Raw genomic sequence first — 19925 nt, forward strand, 5'->3', positions numbered from 1 at the left:
CTCCACAAATATAAAATTTATGGAGCATTTTAATAACAAATTAATTCTGTATTGAATTAAGATTTAACTAGTTTATCCTTTTTCATTTTAGGAGCAACTGTATTTTTTACGTAACTTTTAGTTTGTAAATCATCCAAAACATTCAAAGCTTCCTCTACATAAACATCTTTTGCCAATGCTTGGTGCCAAGCATCTCTTTTTTCTTTTAATGTAGCGTCGTTTTTCATTTCAAGTTCTTCGTAAGGCAATGATTTGAAAACCAAATTGTTTTTGTAATCAGCAATTGGTTTGTATTTTTTACCTTCACTTTCAACTTGTTCTTGAGTTGCCTTAAAGTTTTTGATATTCAAACTATAAGTGTTCTCTTTATTTTTGATATCAATCCATTTTGCATTGTCTTCAATCAATTTGAATTGATCATTGTTTGCAATTCTGTTTCGGCTATTATTGATCGCTTGGTTGAATTTTTCATTAGAAGTCCAAGTGCTGTAATCAGCTGGATCAATTTTATCCCATGGCATTGCATTGTCAATATCACGCTCTCCCATTTTCAAGTAAGCATAACGATCTGGCATCACAACATCACTATGAACACCTTCTAATTGAGTAGAACCACCGTTGATTCTGTAGAATTTTTGTCCTGTAATTTTCAAAGCTCCAAGATCACCGTAGTTTGCATTACGAACAAATTGGTTTAAATCAAGAACATTTTGTACTGTTCCTTTTCCGTAAGTTTGTTTACTTCCAATGATCACACCACGCTTGTAATCTTGAATTGCAGCTGCTAAAATTTCTGAAGCCGAAGCCGAGAAGCTGTTAACCATAATTACTAATGGCCCGTCCCACTCGATTTTTTTATCTTTATCGTATAAAACTTCTTTCTTTTTACCAGCAGATTTTACTTGTACAATTGGTCCTTCTTCAATAAACAAACCTGCAATGTCCACAACTGTAGAAAGAGATCCTCCTCCGTCATCACGAACGTCAAGTACGATACCATTGATATCTTCTTTTTTCAATCTTTCTACTTCAAGAGCAATGTCTTTTCCGGCATCGCGGCCATCTTTATTTTCAAAATCAATGTAGAATTTAGGCAAGTAAATTACTCCGTATTTCAATCCGTTTCTTTCAACAATACTAGATTTTGCGTATGTTTCTTCAATTTCAACAACATCTCTAATAATTGAAATCACTTTAATACTTCCGTCAACTTTTTTAACTGTAAGCTTCACTTCAGTTCCTTTATGACCTTTGATTTTTTTCACAACATCATCTAGACGCATTCCAACAACATCAACAGGCTCTTCGTTTCCTTGAGCAACTTTCAAGATCATATCTCCTGCCTCAAGCTGTTTTCCTTTCCAAGCTGGTCCGCCAGAGATTAATTCGTCAATTTGAGTAAAATCATTTTTCTTAGTCAAACGAGCTCCAATTCCTTCTAATTTTCCACTGATGTTAACATCAAAACGATCTTTTTCTTCTGGAGCAAAATAACTTGTATGAGGATCAAAACGCGTCATGATTGAGTTCACGTATACAGAAAACCAATCTTCTTTGTTCAAATCTTTAATTAAACTGAAATTGTCATCCAATGATTTTAGAGAGCTCTCACGAGTTTCTTTCTCTAATGTTTCAAAAGATTTTTCTTTATAATTAGGATCCGATTTCTTTTTGTCTTCTTCTAATTTTTGTTTTGTAACCAATGAAGAAAGTGTAGACAATTTAATTTGTTTTCTCCATCTTTCATTGATTTCAGTAGCATTTTTAGCATAAGGAAGATGCTCGTAATCGGCATTGAAAGTCTCATCAACATTGTAGTTGAAAGGCTGTGCCAAAATCGTTTTGTAGCGTTTTTTACTTTCTTCCATACGTTTCATCAATCTTGTATAAGTAAGATTGAAAAACGTCAAGTCTTTATTCAAAAACTGGTCATCAAGCTGTAATTCATACTGCTTGAATTCGTCAATATCCGATTGCAGGAAAAACCTTTTTGAAGGGTCAAGTGCATCGATATAATCCTTAAAAATACCTTTAGAAAACTCATCGTTAATCTCAGCCGGACTATAGTGTCCTTTTTCAATAACAAAGGCAAGCAATTCTAAAAGCGTTTTGTCTCTATTTGGATCCGGATCTTCAGACTTATCAGCATTTATCTTAAATGCAAACAAGGTAACTGACAAACATAATACGGCTATAAGTATTTTATAATTTCTTTTCATAAACTTAATAATAGCATTCATCAAATTTTTTAATCTAAGTTACGGTAAAAACTGTGCCAACAAAGCCAAGCTCACTATAATTTTTTGTTAAAGATATAAAATAGTTTGTTGTTCAAAAGTCCTTTAAGATTTAGTTTGCAATTTTTATTTATTTGTTAGTATTCTACCAAAATCTGTTACTACATTTGCTTAAATAAGCCTTAATTTTGAAAAATTAAAAAATAACATCAGCGCATGAAAGACGAAAAACCCTTAATTTTAGTGACCAATGACGACGGAATTCTTGCTCCTGGAATCAGAGCTTTGATCAGCGTTATGGAAACTATTGGCGAAGTTGTGGTTGTTGCACCAGACAAACCTCAAAGCGCCATGGGGCACGCTATTACCATAAACAACACTTTATTTTTAGATAAAATTTCGAAAGAAGATGATGCAATCACCGAGTACAGCTGTTCTGGAACTCCTGTAGATTGTGTGAAACTTGCTGTAAATGAAATTTTAAAACGTAAACCAGACCTTTGTGTTTCTGGAATAAATCACGGATCAAATTCATCCATCAATGTAATTTATTCAGGAACAATGAGTGCCGCCGTTGAAGCTGGTATCGAAGGCATTCAGGCAATTGGATTTTCACTTTTGGATTTTGATTGGAATGCCGATTTTGAACCTGTAAAATCTTTCGTCAAAAAAATAGTTTTAGAAACGCTTGCCAATAAATTACCTACTGGCGTCGTTTTAAACGTCAATTTTCCGAAGTTAAAAGAAAACGAAATCAAAGGAATTAAAATTTGCCGCCAAGCGAAAGCCTATTATGCGCAAAAATTCGACAAACGCCAAACGCCGTTCGGAAAAGATTATTACTGGCTTACGGGAAAATTCACCAATGAAGACAAAGGCGAAGATACAGACGAATGGGCTTTGGAAAACGGATATATTTCTGTGGTTCCCGTTCAGTTCGATTTAACCGCTCATCACTCAATGCAACAACTTAATACTTGGAAATTAAATGAATAAAATAGACCTATTAATTGGTTTCATTCTCGGAATCATCACTTCACTTATTGGAAGTTATCTTTTCATTAAATTATTTACTTCGTTTGATCTCTCAAATGGACTTGAAACCATAAAACAATATGGATATTTAGGAAAAGTCATTACGCTAGGAACTATTTTAGACCTGCTTTTGTTTTTATTCCTATTAAAAAGAAACAAAGAATTAATGGCTCGAGGCGTTGTATTTGCCGTGATTGTTTTAGCAATTTCAACTTTATTTATATAAACCTTATCTTTGTGCGCAAAAATGTCGTGTTCAATAATTGAAGCGTACTTTTAAAAAAATTGATATGAAATATTACATAATAGCTGGGGAAGCTTCTGGAGATCTGCATGGTTCTAACTTAATGAAAGCTTTGTACGAAGAAGATCCGCAAGCCGAAATCAGATTTTGGGGCGGAGATTTAATGCAGAAAGCAGGCGGAACTTTAGTAAAACACTATCGTGATTTAGCTTTTATGGGGTTTGTTGAAGTTATTTTTAACTTGAAAACCATTTTAAACAATATCAAAATCTGCAAAAAAGACATTTCTGAATTCAAGCCAGATGTAATCATTTTTATTGATTACCCAGGTTTTAATATGCGTATTGCAAAATGGGCGAAGGCTCTAAATTACAAAACGCACTATTATATTTCACCTCAAATTTGGGCTTGGAAAGAAAACAGGATCAAAGCCATCAAACAGGATGTTGACAAAATGTTTGTCATTCTTCCGTTTGAAAAAAGTTTCTATGAAGACAAACATCATTTCCCGGTAGATTTTGTTGGACATCCATTAATTGATGCTATTCAAAATCAGCCCGCATTTGACGAAACTGTTTTTAGAAAAGAAAATAATTTAGGTGAAAAACCTATTATTGCTGTTCTTCCGGGAAGCCGAAAACAAGAAATCACGAAAATGCTGAGCGTAATGTTGAGCGTTGTTGATGATTTTCAAGATTATGAATTTGTAATTGCCGGCGCGCCTAGTCAGGAATATGAATTTTACCAACAGTTTTTAAAGAATAAAAATATCGCATTTGTTTCAAACAAAACTTATGATTTATTGCGTTCTTCGACTGCGGCATTAGTAACTTCAGGGACAGCAACTCTTGAAACTGCTCTTTTTAAAGTTCCAGAAGTGGTTTGCTACAAAGGAAGCGAGATTTCATACCAAATTGCAAAACGAATTATTACGTTAAAATACATTTCGCTTGTCAATCTAATTATGGATCAAGAAGTGGTAACCGAATTGATTCAAAATGACTGTAACACAAAACGAATCAAAGAAGAACTTCAAAAGTTATTAGAACCAACATATCGCGAAAAGCTATTGAAGAATTACGATATTTTAGAACAAAAACTTGGTGGTGTTGGCGCAAGCAAGAAAACCGCTAAACTAATAGTTGCCGACTTAAAGCAAGCCTAAACCTATTTTAATTTTGAAAAAAATAATTGTTTTACTGCTTTTAGCAATCGTTTTTGTGTCTTGCAAATCTTCTTCAAGCGCTGTCAGCAAAAAGGAGACAAAACGAGAAAACAAGACTGTTGTCAATCATTTAATTGAAACAGCATCAGATAATCTTGGGGTAAAATATAAGGCCGGTGGCACAACTAAAAACGGTTTTGATTGCTCCGGACTTGTTTATACGACTTTTGAATCAGAGCACATAACATTGCCTAGAAGTTCATTCGAACAAGCAAAAATTGGAACCGTTATTCCGTTGAAAGATGCTAAAAAAGGAGATTTGATTTTCTTTAAAACCAATAAAAGCAAGCAAATAAATCATGTTGGGTTGATTACAGAAGTAAATGCTTCGGAGATTAAATTCATCCATTCTTCAACCTCGAAAGGTGTCATTATTTCTTCAACAAAAGAACCTTATTACCAAAATTCATTAGCTCAAGTGAACAGAATTCTGGAATAAAAATTTTATATTCTTTTTCTTACAAAATTTTAATACTTTTATACCATGAAAGTATTAGATTTTCCGTTGACCCGAATTACCACTTGGTTCGTTCTTGGCATTATATTTTTCTACTATATTAAAATCCCGTTATTCATCTCTGAAATAGCGTTGGCATTAGGCGTCCTACTATTTTTTGTTTCTTATTTTTTCAGCAACAGAAATAGAATATTCATTTCATCTTTTGGCATCAGCACATATTTCATTTCGTTTTTTATTGGCGGAATTACGCTTATTGCACACACTAATTCGCTTCAAAAATCAAATTATATTCATTGCCAAAAAGCTTTTGAACTTCCAACGGAAATAACATTTGTATTACGCGAAAAACTCAAAAGCAATTCCTATAGTGATCGCTTTACTGCACTCATACAAACAATTGAAGGGAAAAAACATTCTGGAAAGATCATTGTAAATATTGCAAAAGACAGTCTCAAAAATTCATTCATAATTGGCAGTCATATCAAAGCAAAAACCATATTACAGAAAAACAATTCGAACAAAAACCCAAATCAATTTGATTACGACAAATACTTGGCCGATCGTCAAATTTACGCACAAGTTTATCTCAACAAAACAGAGATCCAAATCAATAAAAACATAAAAAAGGATATTTGGTATTACTCCGATTGTCTTCATCAGCGCATCATTCAAAATCTTGAAAAATCGCACTTCAATCCTGCCGAAATGAATGTCGCGCTTGCATTAATTCTTGGCCAACAACAAGAAATCTCTTCAGATATTATCCAAGATTACCAATATTCGGGCGCAACGCATATTTTATCCGTTTCAGGATTGCACGTTGGTTTTATAATGCTTCTCATAAATTTTATTTTGAAACCAATTCCAAACACTAGAAAAGGTTCGTTTATAAAATTGATTTCCATTTTAATCGCTCTAAGTTTTTTCGCCATTATCTCTGGCTTATCTCCTTCTGTTTTGCGTTCTGTTGTTATGTTTTCCTTTCTTGCAATTGGAAATCATCTTCGCCGAACAGGAAATATTTACCATACCTTACTAGTTTCCATGCTTCTGATTTTACTTTTTGAGCCCTACTTCTTATTTGATGCAGGTTTTCAGTTAAGCTATATTGCCCTATTTTTTATTCTTTGGCTTCAGCCATTATTAAAAAAATTATGGAGTCCAAAAAACAAAATTGCACTTTACATCTGGAACGCTTTAACTGTTTCATTTGCAGCACAAATTGGCGCTTTTCCATTATGCCTTTATTATTTTCATCAATTTCCTGGATTATTTTTCGTCACCAATATTGCTATTATTCCAGTTTTGGCTTTTGTAATGATTGCTGGAATTCTAGTCATGACTTATGCTGTTTTTGATTCTCCTCCACTATTTCTGGCCAAAATACTAGAAAAAAGCATTTATCTTTTAAACCAAATCATTCATAGTGTCGCTTCGATAAAATCATTTGTCATTTTGGACATCAGTTTTAATTTTTATTTCTTAATTACTTTTTACCTCTTAATAATTTCGATCATTATCTGGCTTAAAAAACCCGATTATCCCAAATTAGTCACGTTTATGATTTCGATAATCGTGTTACAGATTTCTTTCATTTATACCAAAAAGGAAAACGAGACTAAAAACGAAATGATTATTTACAATGCAAAGAAGCAAACCTTGATTACAATGTGTTCAGGGAAAAATATTACACTTTTTACCAATAATAAATCCATGTTAGCCAATCCAAAAAACAACATATTGAATTCCTATTTAGTTGGAAATTTCGGCAAAATTAAATCGGCCAACCAAATTAAGAATGTATTGTTTTACAATGGCAAAAAAATCTTCATCATTGATAGTTCAGGCATTTATAAAAATAAAATCCAACCTGATATTTTATTATTGACTCAATCTCCAAAAATAAATTTAGATCGAGTCTTACAAGAAATACATCCACGAATAATAATCGCCGATGCTTCAAATTCAAACACAATTCAAAAAAAATGGAAAAGAAGCTGTCTCAAAAAAAATATCCCTTTTCATGCCACTGCTGAAAAGGGATATTATAAGTTAAAATAAAGTTTTTAGTCTGGATTCATCATAATGTTAGCCTCGGCAATCCATGCTTTCGCCGTTATGGGTTTATAAGGCAATCTGCCCAATAAATTAAAGGTCGTTTTAGTTTTTCGCACGGCAGCTATTGTCAAACAAGCCTGTGGCAATTCAACGACACCAAGAGCTGTTTTCAAACTTACATTTTGCTCTTTTTCAGCATCAGATATTGTCGTATCAGATAAATCTAGTTTGACCAAAACAACATTATCTCTAGCCCAAACCACAAAATCTGGGGTATTGAAAATTTCGTTTTGAAGTCTTGTTGGGGCACCCGCAATTGTAAAGAAAATAAATAGCGGTCTTTTTTGTTCCATACTTGCTGCAACTGCATCAGTCATAGAAGTTTTCCAGACTAATCCTTGCGCATGCATAAAAAACGAACCAAGTAAAAATAACAGGGTAAGTGTTTTTTTAGTCATAATAATTTGGGTTTTAGGAGTAGGTTAATTTCGACTAAAGTAATATAATATCCCACTAAAAAGCCCATCTTTAAACAAAAAAATGAAAAAAAACTTAAGAAAATCGAAATTGCTAATTAAAAGTTAAATAAATATAAAAATGAAAAAAAAACCTGTCCTAAATTATCAAACTAGCTGTAGCTATCATAAAAAAATCCCTTTTTACATTGTAAAAAGGGATTAATATCACAAGAAATTTCAGTTTCTACCTACTCGCTTGGGTGCAAAATCGCGTTAGATTCGGCGATCCAAGCCTTTGCTCCTCCTGGCTTATAAGATATTTTTCCTAAAGCACTGAAAGTAGTTTTAGTTTTTCTGATCGATGCGCTGGCAAAACAAACCTGAGGAAGTTCGTCAACACCAAAAGCACTTTTTAATCTAAGATTTTGCTCTTTATCACTATCAGATGCCGAATTATCAGACAAATCAAGCTTCACTAAAATCACGTTGTCTCGTGACCAAACAGCAAAATCTGGCGTTTTAAAAATTTCATTTTGAAGATTCTCTGGTACACCTGAGGCAGTGAAAAGAATTAACATTGGCTTTCTTTGTTCATTACTCATTGCAATTGCATCGGCCATATTTGTTTTCCAAAGAAGATTTTGCGCCTGCATAAAAAATGAACCTAAAAAAAATAGTAGGAAAAGTAATTTTTTGGTCATATTATAATTGGTTTTGGTTAGATTAGATTGACGAAATTAACATAATATTTTAATTATCCAATTTTTATTAATACAAAAAATACATAATGTGTTTTTTTATACACAATAAAATATCAAATACACAATTCAACCATCACTAATATAAAAACTTTCCTACTAAACAAAAAAAAGCCCCTTGTGCAAAGAGCACAAGGAGCTTTAAATTTTTATATTTTAATCTTTAAGATTTCTTCGGATTTATTATTCCATCAGCTACAGTCAACCATGCTGTTGGACCACCAGCAACGTAACCTGTTTGACCAAGACCTTTAAAATTTACTTTTCCATCTTTAGATTCAGCACTTGTGAAAAAGATAGTTGGAAAACCTTGAATTCCAAAAGCTTGTTGCAATTCATTGTTCTGATTTTTAATTTCAGGTGTTTGAGGTGTTCTTCTTGGATAATCCAATTCAACCAAAACAACATTATCAGTTGCCCATTTTTTAAATTCTGGTGTCTTCAAAACTTCATTCTGCAAACGAATGCACCATCCACACCAATCACTTCCTGTAAAAAACATCAGCATTGGCTTGTGTACAGTATTGCTCACTGTAATAGCTTCTCTGACATCAGTGTACCATTTAAGTTCCTGCGCTTGAGTTGCAAAAGCTCCGATGAAAAACAAAGCGACTAAATAAAATTTTTTCATATTCTATATTTTTCCACAAATTTAAACAAAAAAGGAATCAGAAAACATCTTCTATTTTACTTCTTGCATTAATTTTTTAATCAATGGAGTAATAACGATCAACACTATACCTGTAATTAAAGAATATAACGCTAATTGATAGTATCCATCAGTATATGCAATAAGCTTAGACATTAAAGTTGTTCCGGTATTTGCGTCTGACATTTCAGATCCAAGTTTCCCTGCCGCTAATTGTCCGAATGCACTTGACAAGAACCAAAGCCCCATCATCATTCCAAACAAACGTTTCGGAGCAAGTTTCGTAATTACCGACATTCCAATTGGCCCAATACATAATTCGCCAAGTGTGTAAACCAAATACCCAAATGCAAAAACATTTAAAGAACTTAATCCTTCTGGATTCACAAAAAATCTTGCACTATAGAAAACAAAAAATCCTATTGCCAATAAAACAAATGAGAATCCAAATTTAATTACAGTGTTTGGTTCAATTTTTTTCTTCCCCATAAATATCCAAAGAAAACCAACTAGTGGGCTAAAGATAATTACGTATAAAGAGTTTATACTATTATTTACAACATTCGGATCGATATTAAAAAACAACAGATTGTTAGTTAAATTATCCTTCGCAAACAATGACAGTGATCCTCCAGATTGTTCAGAAATTGCCATGAACATAAAATACCCAAAAATAAAGATAAATGCTGCCAATAATTTATATTGCTGATTCCTATCTTTAATCAATATTAATTCAAAAATAAAATAGCCCACCGCAATAGCTCCGATTGTGTACATGAAATAATCTGTGAAATCAGAGTTGATCACCATTATATAAATAAGTGGAATAACTAGTAACGATCCTACGTAAACCGCAATTTCATACGTTTTCCTTTTTGAAGGCAAGGCATCTGCAAGAGGAGAATTTCCAATTGGCGCTAAATGTTTTTTAGTCAGCAAAAATGTCACAACTCCAATGATCATTACAATTGCCGAAGACAAGAAACAAAGGCTCCATGAATAGTTTTTCCCTAAGTAAATAGGAATAGCTCCACCCAACATTCCTCCAATATTGATTCCGGCATAGAATAATCCGTAACCAGCATCTCTTCTTCCATCTTCTTCATGATACAATTCACCAACCATTGACGAAACGTTTGGCTTGAAAAAACCTGTTCCAATAATCGAAAGTGTTATTCCGTAATAAAAGAAATCATGTGGAGAAGCCGCAATAAGCAAATTCCCCAAAATCATAATGATTCCTCCAAAAAGAAGTGATTTTTTGAATCCTAAAATTTTATCAGCAAAAATTCCACCGATAAAAGTAAATGCATAAACAAAAGCTTGAATGGCACCATATTGAAGATTTGCTTTTCCTTCTAGCAAGCCTAATTGGTCAACCATAAAAAATGCCAAAACCCCTCTCATTCCGTAGAAACAAAAACGTTCCCACATTTCAACTAAAAACAAATACCATAATTGCTTTGGATATTTGCCTTTAAAATTTTGAATTTCTTCTAAAGTAATATTCTTTTCCATTCTAATTATCTAACCCCGTGCATCATTTTCTTTAAAAGCGGAGTCAAAGCAAACAATACAACTGCCGCGATACCCGTAAGCACAACAAACACCATAAAGAATTCATAAAGATTATGAATTTCAAATCCTGCAAAAAAGTGATTTGCGGCGCTGATTTGATTTTTTTCCAACAATGCTAATTGCTCTGCTGTAGGTGTAACCGTTTTGTCCAAAACAGCCTGAAGATCAATACCTAACTCTTTTGCTTTAGCAAATTTATCACCAGTAGCAGGCAAAATTGCCCCTAAAGTTCCTCCTAATGCATATCCTGAAGCATTAGACAAGAAAAACACTCCATATAATAAAGAAGCAAAACGTTTTGGAGATAATTTACCAACTAATGACAAACCAATCGGAGATAAACATAATTCTGCGCAAGTATTTAAGAAATATAATAAAATCAGCCATTTAACTAAAAGCAAACCTGAAGTTCCAATGTAAGAAACCTGAGTAGCGATCATAAAGAAACTTATAGAAATTACTACTAAACCACATGCTAATTTTACCGGAGAAATTGGCTCTTTTCCTTTTGCTCTTAAAGCATCCCATAAAATACTAAAAGGCAAAGCTAATATCACTACAAACATTCCATTAAAAATCTGAACCATAGAAGCCGGCATTAAAAACCCAAAGAAGTTTCTATCAGTTTGATTGTCTGCAATAAATGTCAAAGAAGAACCTGCCTGCTCGAATGCCGCCCAAAAGAAAATAATGAAGAATGAAACTATGTAAATTACAAAAATTCTATCACGCTCAACTTTTGTTAAAGATTTATCTGAAATAATCAATCCAGCCAAAGCCAAACCACTCGAATAAATTAGAGTATAGATTAAATTCTGGCCAAAAACAAAATGAATAATTGCTCCTAAAATTAAAAATGCCACTCCTGCAATTGTTAATGCTTGACTTGAAAAATTAGCTTTTTGCGCTTCTCCTTCTTCAAAATCCTCAGCAACATTTTTTGACGGCAATCCTCCTAATGGCCTTCCTTCTGGAGAAACCACATATTTATTCTTTAAAAAATAAAATAAAATCGTTCCTAAAAGCATTGCGATAGCAGCCGCTAAAAATCCCCATCGAAACGCATGAACATCTCTAAAACCTGACGCGTCTTTAACATCTCCTAAAATTGGACAAATAGACTGCCCCAAGAAGGCTCCAATATTGATTCCCATATAGAAAATTGTAAAAGCAGAATCTAGTTTTGTTTTCTCTTGCTTTGGATACAAGCTACCAACCATACTAGAAATATTTGGCTTAAAAAAACCGTTTCCAAACACAATTGTTCCCAAACCACAAAACATAATCACTCTCGCCAAATCCTGATTTCCTTCAAAAACACTTCCACTGGTAAAAAGCAAAAGTTGGCCAAGCGCCATAAGCAAACCTCCCAATATGATACAATTTCTATTTCCGAAATATCTATCAGCGATAAATCCTCCAAGCATTGGAGTTAAATAACAAAGTCCAAGGAAGCCTCCATAAATCAATGAAGCTTCTTCTTCCTTCATCAACAATGAATTTACAAGAAATAAAGTCAATAAAGCACGCATTCCATAAAAATTGAACCGCTCCCACATCTCCGTTCCAAACAATACCCATAGCCCTTTTGGATGCCCAGTTTTTACTTTAGTTTCTTCCATATTTATTCAGTATTAATTTAAGTTATTAGATTTAGATTATAAATTTTCTTTGATAAAGTTAGTCATTTTATTGTACAGCTGAATTCTCGTTTTTCCGCCATAAATACCATGATCTTTATCTGGATAGATTTGAGAATCAAACTGTTTGTTCGCTTGAATCAATACTTCCATCATTTGCATTGAATTCTGAACATGCACGTTGTCATCACCTGAACCGTGAATCAATAAAAACTTCCCTTTTAATTTCTCAACGTGATTTATTGGTGAGTTTTGATCGTATCCGTTTGGATTTTCCTGTGGTGTCTGCATGTATCTTTCTGTGTAAACGCTGTCATAAAAACGCCAGTTTGTAACTGGAGCAACAGCAATTGCCATTTTGAAAACATCACTTCCTTGGAAAATACAGTTAGATGCCATGAATCCACCATAGCTCCATCCCCAAATACCAATTCTTGAAGCATCAACATAAGGATATGAACCAATTACTTTTGCTGCATCAATCTGATCTTCAACTTCATATTTACCTAATTGTAATTGTGTTACTTTTTTGAAAGCAGCACCTTTAAACCCAGTTCCTCTTCCATCTACACAAGCAACGATATAACCTTGCTGTGTTAGCATTTCAAACCAATATTCATTAGAACTTCCCCATCCGTTTACTACTTGTTGTGAACCTGGACCAGAATATTGAATCATAAATACTGGATATTTTTTTGAGGCATCAAAATCTTTTGGTTTCAAGATCCAAGCGTTCAATTCGTTTCCTTTAGCCGTTTTTAAAACAAAAAATTCTTTTGTAGGAAGATCATATGCTTTCAATTTATCAGAAAGTGCTTGATTGTTTTCAATAACTTGAATCTCTTTTCCAGATTTTGCTTCGTTCAAAGTATAAATTGTTGGCTGAGAAGCACTAGAATATGTATTGATGAAAAATTGGAAATTCGGACTAAAAGTCGCAGCATTTGTTCCAATTTTAGAAGTTAAAGCTGTTTTGTTTTTTCCGTCTAATGAAATACGGTAAACTGCTCTGTTGATAGAACCATTTTCTGTAGATTGGTAGAAAATAGTTTTTGTTTTTTCGTCGAAACCGTAGTAATTAGTAACTTCCCAGTTCCCTTTAGTAACTTGATTTTTAAGTTTTCCGGTTTTATCATAAACATAAATATGATTAAATCCGTCTTTTTCGCTTGTCCAGATAAAACTGTTGTCTTTCAAGAAAGTCAAATTATCAGTAACATCAACATAAGCTTTGTCTTTTTCGTTCAAAACCACTTTTGCAGCAGCTGTAGTTCCATCGATAAACAACAAATCTAAATTATCTTGGTGGCGATTTAAAACTTGAGCCGACAGTATATTATTGTCATTTGTCCATTGCATTCTCGCAATGTAGAAATCATTATAATTTCCTAAATCCACTTTTTTAGAAGTCGAAACTGCTACATCAAAAATATGCAATGAAACTTCTGAATTTTTCTCTCCCGCTTTTGGATATTTAAACGTTTCGATCGTTGGATATAAATCTTTATGAAATTTTGACATCGAAAACTCAGGAACCTGGCTTTCGTCAAAACGAATATACGCTAATTTTTTACTGTCTTTACTCCAGTCAAATGCCCGCACAAATGCAAATTCTTCTTCATAAACCCAATCCGTAATACCATTTATTACAGCATTCTTTTTACCGTCTGTTGTAACTGCAACTGCTTTTTTAGAAGCTACATCGTAGATATAAAGGTTGTTTTGTTTTGCGTAAGCTATTTTTGTTCCGTCAGGTGAAAAAGTTGGTTCTTGAATTTGAGAATCAACCAATTTTGTCAAAGTCTTTCCTGCGATATCATAAACGAAATAATCAGCAGTAAAAGAGTGACGGAAAATCTTATTTGAATTACAAGCAATTAGCATCTTTTTTTCAGAAGCGTCAAAAGTGTAGCTATCAATTCCGTCGGCAAGTTCTTTAAAGTTTTTTGTGTCAATTAAATTCGAAACTTTCTTTAAAGTTGCAAAATCATATAAATCAACCTGCATGCTTCTGCTTGCCTGATCGACATTTAAAACAGTATATTGATTAGTATTTTTTAGGGATTGCATTTGGTCCATTCCTTTAGCCCGAAACGTACCTCCAAAAATGTTTTCGACAGTTATTTTCTGCTGTCCAAAAACAACCGCAGTTAAAAATAAAAGTACTGCAGTAAATTTACTTGTATTCATTATAATTATTTTAAATATAAAAAGAGCCCAATTTTAGTAAAAAAAATAAACATAATACACATTTTAAGTGTTAAATGTTAAAAAAAATAACGATTGCGTACTTTCATGTATGAAATAGATTGCAATCAAAACTCTTAAAATAGTATCTTTGTGCACACAATATTATTTAATACATTGAGAATGAACAACGCTGTTTCCGGATTTTCTAAATTATCCAAAAAAGAAAAAATTAATTGGATCGCCAACGAATATTTTTCTACACCCGAAGAGGCGCTAAATATTATAAGAAATTACTGGAATTCAGACGAAAAGCTTCAACAACTTCATGATGAATTCATTGAAAACACAATCACCAATTTATATATTCCCCTTGGAGTTGCACCCAATTTTTTAATAAATGGGAAGTATAAAACTATTCCAATGGCAATTGAGGAAAGTTCAGTTGTTGCTGCAGCATCAAAAGCGGCCAAATTCTGGTCAACACGTGGCGGTTTCAAAACTACAATAATCAATACCGAAAAAATTGGGCAAGTTCATTTTACATTCAAAGGAAATGCTGAAAAACTGCATTCTTTCTTTGACGAAATAAAGCCAAAATTTTTCTCTGAAACCCAAAACATTACCAAAAACATGCAACAGCGTGGTGGTGGAATTTTGGACATACAATTAAAAGACAAAAGAAATTTGCTTGAAAATTATTTTCAGCTTCATGCCACTTTTGAAACGAAAGACAGCATGGGTGCAAATTTCATCAATTCATGTCTAGAGCAATTTGCTTCAACCTTAAAAGATGAATTTCAGCATTCTGATTTATTTTCCGAAGAAGACAATCTGCAAGTAATTATGAGTATTTTATCAAATTACGTTCCGCATTGCCTTGTTAAAGCTGAAGTTTCATGTCCAATTGAAGATTTATCAGAAAAACACATTACGAATCCACATGAATTTGCCGAGCGTTTTGTTCAAGCAGTGCAAATTGCCGAAGTGGAACCATTTAGAGCCGTTACACACAATAAAGGAATCATGAACGGAGTCGATGCCGTTGTTCTAGCAACTGGAAACGACTTTAGAGCAATTGAGGCAGGAGTTCATGCTTATGCATCAAGAAATGGCCAATATTCAAGTTTATCTCACGCAAAAATCGAAAACGGAATTTTTACATTTTGGATGGAAATCCCTTTAGCACTAGGAACAGTCGGTGGATTGACTTCGTTGCATCCAATGGTCAAATTATGTTTAGAAATACTTGAAAAACCTTCAGCAACAGAATTAATGGAAATTACGGCCGTTGCCGGATTGGCGCAAAATTTTGCGGCATTGCGTTCTTTGACTACAACAGGAATCCAGGAAGGACATATGAAAATGCACCTGAACAACATTATCAATCAGTTTGAAGCAACAGCAGAAGAACGCCATTTGATCAAAACTCATTTTAAGAAAACTGCCGTTTCCCACAGCGCAGTAGTTGAGTTTATTGAAAATTTAAGAAAATAAAATAAATAAAAATTCCAAGAATTTATAACGTCAAAATAAAATTCCAAATTCCAAAAATAATTGGAATTTGGAATTTAGATATTGGTTTTTTAAAAAATTGAAGCATGAAAACAACTTTTTACAGTAACGGAAAATTATTCATATCTGGAGAATATTTAGTTTTAGACGGTGCAGATGCTTTTGCTTTGCCAACTAAATTTGGACAGAACTTGATTGTTGAAAATGCAAAAGACAAAATCATTGATTGGAAAAGCTATGATTTTGACAACACGCTTTGGTTTGAAAACACAATCACATTTGAAGAAGTTATCAATAATGTGAATTCAGAAATTGAAACTGTAAAAAGCACTCTGATCAATATTTTACATGAAGCTTATTTGCTAAATCCAGATTTCATTAATCAATCGGAAGGGTATAAAATCACTACAAACCTTACTTTTCCTAGAAAATGGGGATTAGGCACTTCGTCGACTTTGATCAACAACATTGCACAATGGACGAAAATCAATGCTTTTACCTTATTGCGAAATAGCTTTGGCGGAAGCGGTTACGACATTGCCTGCGCACAAAACGATACGCCTATTCTTTACAAAATAGAAAACAACGCTGTTGAGCCTGTAACTTTCAATCCTGATTTTACAAAAAACTTATATTTTGTTTATCTAAATAAAAAGCAGAACAGCAAAACAGCCATTCATGCTTACAACAAACATAAAAATCAGAACTTAACTAAAAACGTTGCCGAAAACAATAAAATCACAAATGCAATCCTGCATGCCAAAACGTTGAAAGAGTTTGCACACGCAATTGAAAGACATGAAAACCATTTAAGCGATATTCTTGAATTAAGCACAATTAAAGAAAAAGTCTTTCCTGATTTTAATGGTACAATTAAAAGTCTTGGCGCGTGGGGAGGCGATTTTGTGATGGTTATTTCTAAAGAAGACCCAAAAGATTATTTTCTTTCAAAAGGATATCCAACGATTCTTACGTATGAAGAAATGATTTTATAAAACTTAAGAATTTACCTTTTTATCTTCAGAAGGTTCAGATTGCAAATGACGGACCTTTTGATTCTCTAATTCATTAGATTCAATAAGCGTATTATGAAGACGCTCCGCCATCTTTTCGATGCTATTATTGATCGACTCATAAACAAGTTCCATTCTTCGATGTTTTTCTTCCTTAACCGCTTTCAAAACATCTTCAACAAATCCTTTGTCATATTTTTCAGCAACAGAATCACGCGTATTAGTTAATCTAATCACATAATCATTGCTCAATATTGTAACTTTAAAATGTTGCTCCTCGTTGCTTAAATAGTATTTGCCACCCAATTCATCAACATTGATGTCAGTACTGCTTACTTTCAAAAGCTCAATAATAATTCCGTAAATATGATTCTCAATTTTGGAATATACTCTCGCTTTTCTTCTAAAAGGGTTAAACGAAAAAAACATTAACTATTTGATTATTAAAGTACTCATTCATTTTCTCTCACAATTTTTTAAATATCGTACGGATAAAATTTATTCTGTTTAAATAAAAACTTTAACAAATTAAATGCAATAATTCTAATAACCCAAATTTTTTAAATTATATTTCTATTATTCCTATATAACTTACAAAAAAAGTTGTTGTTTGCCTTACAAAACAAATACGTTTCTTCCTTTTTTTAAAACAAAAAACCCGAAACATTTAAATGTTTCGGGTTTTTATATTTTGGTTTAACTTCTAAAACTAGTAGTTAAATTGTAATCTATTATCTTCGATTTTAGCATTGCTTTTCAAGGCTGGCAAAACTCTACCTGCGTCAGATGCACTTTGAGCTTTTAATTTAGCCACATATTCTGCGTGGTTTGCAATTGCAGGCGCTTTAACTGTACTTACGTTTTTCACTACATAAACTCCAGTGTTTCCTTCAATTGGTGCAGAAATTTTGTTTGCTGCTAAAGCAAATGCATTTCCAACAACTTTAGGCTCTTGTCCAACTCCACCTGGCAAAACAGGATTGTCCATAGTAACATTAGTTGCTTGTTGAACTGCTACACCAGCACTTTTAGCTACAGCTTCGATTGTTGAACCTGTTAATTTAGCTTTTAACATTTCAGCTTTTTTCTTGTTTTTCAAGATAGACTCAACATAAGGTCTAGCTAAAGTTACAGATACTAAACCTGATTTGTTTTCACTTTTGTATTGTGCAATTACGTGTCCGATATTTGCTAGTTCAAAACGCTTTACATCACCAATGTTAGTTTCTTTGTCAAATGCCCATCTGATAATGTTACGTTGGTTTCCTAGAGGACCAAACGCTTCATCCATAGCTTTAGCAGTTACTGGAGCAGCAACTTTTAAACCTAATTCTTTTGCTGTTGCAGCAAAATCTTTATCAGCAGCATCCATTTCAAATTTAGTTGCTAATGTAAATACTTTATCAGAAGTAGCTTCAGAAGGCTCGATTTTTTGAGCAATTGTAGCTAAACGAATACCGTCTTGTTTGTCAGTAATTTTGATGATGTGGAAACCGAATGGAGTTTCAACTAATCCAACTTTACCAATTCCGTTGTTGAATACAAAATCATTGAATGGTTTTACCATTTGGCCTTGACCAAAATATCCTAAATCACCACCTTGTTGAGCAGATGAATCATCAGAGCTTGTGAAAGCAAGCATCATGAAACTATCTGGATTAGCTTGAACTTGAGCTAAAATTTCTTCTGCTTTAGCTTTAGCTTCTTCTTTAGTTCTTTTCTCTTTTTGGTTAGGTGTTTGAGATCCTTCGTAACCAATTAAGATATGGCTAGCTTTTGCGTTAACACCAGCTTTAAATCCTAAAGATTTAGAGATAGCATAATATCTTCCGTAAACGTATGGACCATAAATTGCTCCAGCTGGCAAGCTGAATAATTTGTCAGCATCAACAGCTGGCAAAGCGTTTTTAGGAACATAAGTAGAATCGTAAGGAACATCAGAATTTGAGTTTACAAAATCAGCGATGTTTGTAGCGTTTTTAAATCCTGGCAAAGTATCATTTTTACCAGTTTTAGCATTGTAAACAACACTTCCGTTCAACAATCCTGTGATTTTAGCTTTAATTTCAGCCTCGTCTTCTTTTGAAGCTTTGTCTTCAACTAAAACATATTGAATTTCACGAGTTTCATCAGCTTTGAATTTTTTCTCGTTTTTCTTCATGTATTCTACAATCTCATCATCAGAGATTTTCACGTCGCTATCTTTAATAGAAGAATATAAAGCTGCAGCATAACTAAAGTTTACTTTGTTCGCTTCCATTTCATATTTCAACTTTCCTTCACTAGCAGTTGTGTAAAGTCCAGATTTGATTAATGTATTGTAGATTTGGAATTTTGCATTCAACTCAGCATCTTTTTCTTTTTGAGAAATATATTGAGCCGCTTCAGGATTAGTTTTGAAGTATTCTTTGAATTTTACAACATCAAATATTCCTGCTGCGTTTAAAAACATTGGATTTTTACCAATATTTGGATCTGCTTTTAAAACCTCAATCAAATGTTTTTCACCTACTCTTAATCCTAATTTTTCAAATTGAGTAGATAATAATGCGATTGAAACCTCTTGATCCCAAACTCTGTTTGCAGCTTCAGTGGAAGTAATTCCTTGACCACTTTTTTCAACATTGCTAACTTTAACTCTAAAGTCTTCAAATGAAATATCTTTTCCGTCGATGCTTCCCACATCTTTTGAACTTTGACTAAATGTCCCTCTTGTGAATAGATCTTGTATTATAAATGCAAATAATGCAAGTGCAATAACTCCTATCAACAAAGCGGAACGCTGTCTAATTTTTGCTAAAACTGCCATTTTTATTATCGTTAATTTTATATTCAGTTTGCGAAAATACAATTATCTAGTTAATAACA

General features: G+C 33.1%; 16 protein-coding genes. 7 read left to right on the plus strand and 9 right to left on the minus strand.

Annotated features, from left to right (window positions below):
* Positions 1-56: 56 nt before the first annotated feature.
* On the minus strand, positions 57-2240 hold the full coding sequence (locus tag AAYQ19_RS10090; protein ID WP_343536086.1) for a carboxy terminal-processing peptidase: 2184 nt from the start codon (positions 2238-2240) through the stop codon (positions 57-59).
* Positions 2241-2453: 213 nt separating this feature from the next.
* Between AAYQ19_RS10090 and surE the strand changes: the two genes are divergently transcribed.
* The 5 genes from surE (at position 2454) to AAYQ19_RS10115 (ending at position 7262) form a co-directional block, all read left to right on the plus strand.
* A complete protein-coding gene (gene surE / locus AAYQ19_RS10095) occupies positions 2454-3233 on the plus strand; it encodes a 5'/3'-nucleotidase SurE (RefSeq protein ID WP_343536087.1) in 780 nt (259 codons plus the stop codon).
* Positions 3226-3498 carry a hypothetical protein gene (locus tag AAYQ19_RS10100; RefSeq protein WP_343536088.1) on the plus strand — a complete coding sequence of 91 codons (273 nt, stop codon included), beginning with the start codon at positions 3226-3228 and terminating at the stop codon, positions 3496-3498. The genes surE and AAYQ19_RS10100 overlap by 8 nt, the downstream gene beginning before the upstream one ends.
* A 64-nt stretch (positions 3499-3562) precedes the next feature.
* Positions 3563-4681: a lipid-A-disaccharide synthase gene (lpxB, locus tag AAYQ19_RS10105; protein ID WP_343536089.1), complete on the plus strand. Its 1119-nt coding sequence runs from the start codon at positions 3563-3565 to the stop codon at positions 4679-4681.
* Positions 4682-4694: 13 nt separating this feature from the next.
* A complete protein-coding gene (locus AAYQ19_RS10110) occupies positions 4695-5180 on the plus strand; it encodes a C40 family peptidase (RefSeq protein WP_343536090.1) in 486 nt (161 codons plus the stop codon).
* Positions 5181-5225: 45 nt separating this feature from the next.
* A complete protein-coding gene (locus tag AAYQ19_RS10115) occupies positions 5226-7262 on the plus strand; it encodes a ComEC/Rec2 family competence protein (RefSeq protein WP_343536091.1) in 2037 nt (678 codons plus the stop codon).
* A gap of 5 nt (positions 7263-7267) precedes the next feature.
* On the opposite strand, the gene AAYQ19_RS10120 is transcribed toward AAYQ19_RS10115, so the two are convergent.
* From AAYQ19_RS10120 to AAYQ19_RS10145, 6 genes are all read right to left on the minus strand, one after another.
* Positions 7268-7717, minus strand: a complete 450-nt coding sequence (locus AAYQ19_RS10120) for a thioredoxin family protein (protein WP_343536092.1) — start codon at positions 7715-7717, stop codon at positions 7268-7270.
* Between the two features lie 248 nt (positions 7718-7965).
* Positions 7966-8418, minus strand: a complete 453-nt coding sequence (locus tag AAYQ19_RS10125; RefSeq protein WP_343536093.1) for a thioredoxin family protein — start codon at positions 8416-8418, stop codon at positions 7966-7968.
* Positions 8419-8638: 220 nt separating this feature from the next.
* Complete coding sequence (locus AAYQ19_RS10130; RefSeq protein WP_343536094.1) at positions 8639-9106, minus strand: thioredoxin family protein; 468 nt, start codon at positions 9104-9106, stop codon at positions 8639-8641.
* Between the two features lie 51 nt (positions 9107-9157).
* Positions 9158-10642 carry a peptide MFS transporter gene (locus AAYQ19_RS10135; RefSeq protein WP_343536095.1) on the minus strand — a complete coding sequence of 495 codons (1485 nt, stop codon included), beginning with the start codon at positions 10640-10642 and terminating at the stop codon, positions 9158-9160.
* A 5-nt stretch (positions 10643-10647) separates the two neighbouring features.
* Positions 10648-12324 carry a peptide MFS transporter gene (locus AAYQ19_RS10140; RefSeq protein WP_343536096.1) on the minus strand — a complete coding sequence of 559 codons (1677 nt, stop codon included), beginning with the start codon at positions 12322-12324 and terminating at the stop codon, positions 10648-10650.
* Positions 12325-12360: 36 nt separating this feature from the next.
* A complete protein-coding gene (locus AAYQ19_RS10145) occupies positions 12361-14532 on the minus strand; it encodes a S9 family peptidase (RefSeq protein ID WP_343536097.1) in 2172 nt (723 codons plus the stop codon).
* Positions 14533-14712: 180 nt separating this feature from the next.
* On the opposite strand from AAYQ19_RS10145, the gene AAYQ19_RS10150 reads away from it, so the two are divergent.
* Entirely contained in the window at positions 14713-16026 is a 1314-nt protein-coding gene (locus AAYQ19_RS10150) for a hydroxymethylglutaryl-CoA reductase, degradative (protein ID WP_343536818.1), read from the plus strand.
* Between the two features lie 104 nt (positions 16027-16130).
* Positions 16131-17039: a GYDIA family GHMP kinase gene (locus AAYQ19_RS10155; RefSeq protein WP_343536098.1), complete on the plus strand. Its 909-nt coding sequence runs from the start codon at positions 16131-16133 to the stop codon at positions 17037-17039.
* A gap of 3 nt (positions 17040-17042) precedes the next feature.
* Here the strand turns inward: AAYQ19_RS10155 and AAYQ19_RS10160 are convergent, their stop codons facing one another.
* Both AAYQ19_RS10160 and AAYQ19_RS10165 read right to left on the minus strand, forming a co-directional pair.
* Entirely contained in the window at positions 17043-17486 is a 444-nt protein-coding gene (locus AAYQ19_RS10160) for a hypothetical protein (RefSeq protein WP_343536099.1), read from the minus strand.
* 280 nt (positions 17487-17766) lie between these two features.
* Positions 17767-19866, minus strand: coding sequence for a peptidylprolyl isomerase (locus AAYQ19_RS10165; RefSeq protein WP_343536100.1), 2100 nt, complete (start codon positions 19864-19866; stop codon positions 17767-17769).
* Between the last annotated feature and the right edge of the window lie 59 nt (positions 19867-19925).

Origin of the sequence: Flavobacterium mesophilum (assembly GCF_039581405.1) — a bacterium.
GTDB lineage: Bacteria > Bacteroidota > Bacteroidia > Flavobacteriales > Flavobacteriaceae > Flavobacterium.